Here is a 1,058-nt window from a genome sequence, read left to right on the forward strand (position 1 = left end):
CCTGTTGATAGCGGCCCTGACGCGATAGTGCCTGCTCGACCAGGGCGCCGCCGTCACGCATGCGCATCCCGGCGATGTAGTGGCCGCCCGCGCGGCGTAGATAGGCCAGGTTGTCGGCGCTGGAGAAGCCGCGGTCGACCACGGTGATCACGCGGCCCAGCTTCCAGGCGCGCATGTCGTCCTTGACCTCGGCCAGCACGCTCTGGTCGTTGGTGTGGCCGGGCCAGCACCACACCCGCACCGGGATGCCCTCGCGGGTGACCGCCAGCCCGATGACGATCTGCGGCAGGTCGTCACGATGGTCCTTGGACTTGCCGTAGGTGCGAAACGCGCTCTGGCCGGTCTCTTCCTCATCGCGTTCGAAGTAGGTGGAGGTGGTGTCGAAGAACAGCAGGTCGACTTCGAGGTTGAGCAGGTGGGCGACGGCGAAGAACACCGCCTCCTGCACTTCGCCCTGGGTGTCGGCCTCCACCAGCAGGTCCATCGCCCGGTAGGCCTGATCGTCGTCCATCGCCGCCAGGTGGGGGATGATCACATCCTGGCTGGCCCATTCGGCGGCCGACAGCTTGCTCATCGGCGCGATCGCGCGGTTGGCGACGAGTGCGAACAGCACCCGTTCCATGTTGGTGGTGAAGCGTCGGCCGTCGGCCGCCTTCTTGATCGCCGAGGCGACGGCCAGTTGCCGCCACAGGCCCTCCAGCAGCCAGACGGCGCCGATGGGACGGGAATCGACCACCTCGATCGGCGCGCTGCCCGCATGCCGGCCGACCTCGACGGCATCATCGGCCGCGTCATCAGTGTGGCCGGAGTCGTCCAGTCCGCCGCCGAAGTGCTTGCGGATGGAGGCCGCCAGCCCGAGCAGACCGCCCACGTCCAGGCGGTCCACACGGCCCAGGTTCATCAGCACGTCTGGCTTGATCTTGCCGTCCACGCGCCGGTTGTGCGCCAGTGCGACATATCGGACGACGCTGCCGTCAGCGTTGGCTCGTTGTGTGAACCGCAAGTACATGACTACACACAATCACGAACCTTGAGCTCAAGTATCAGAAATTTTCAAA

Annotated in this window: 1 protein-coding gene; it reads right to left on the reverse strand. The window is 66.1% G+C overall.

The genetic code is table 11. The features are described 5' to 3' along the window. Window positions 1–1,009 (reverse strand): IS1634 family transposase (locus IEZ08_RS39065; RefSeq protein ID WP_189244252.1); only part of this gene is annotated, 1,009 nt, incomplete at its 3' end. Window positions 1,010–1,058: the final 49 nt, after the last annotated feature.

This window comes from Planobispora rosea (genome assembly GCF_014648175.1).
GTDB lineage: Bacteria > Actinomycetota > Actinomycetes > Streptosporangiales > Streptosporangiaceae > Planobispora > Planobispora rosea.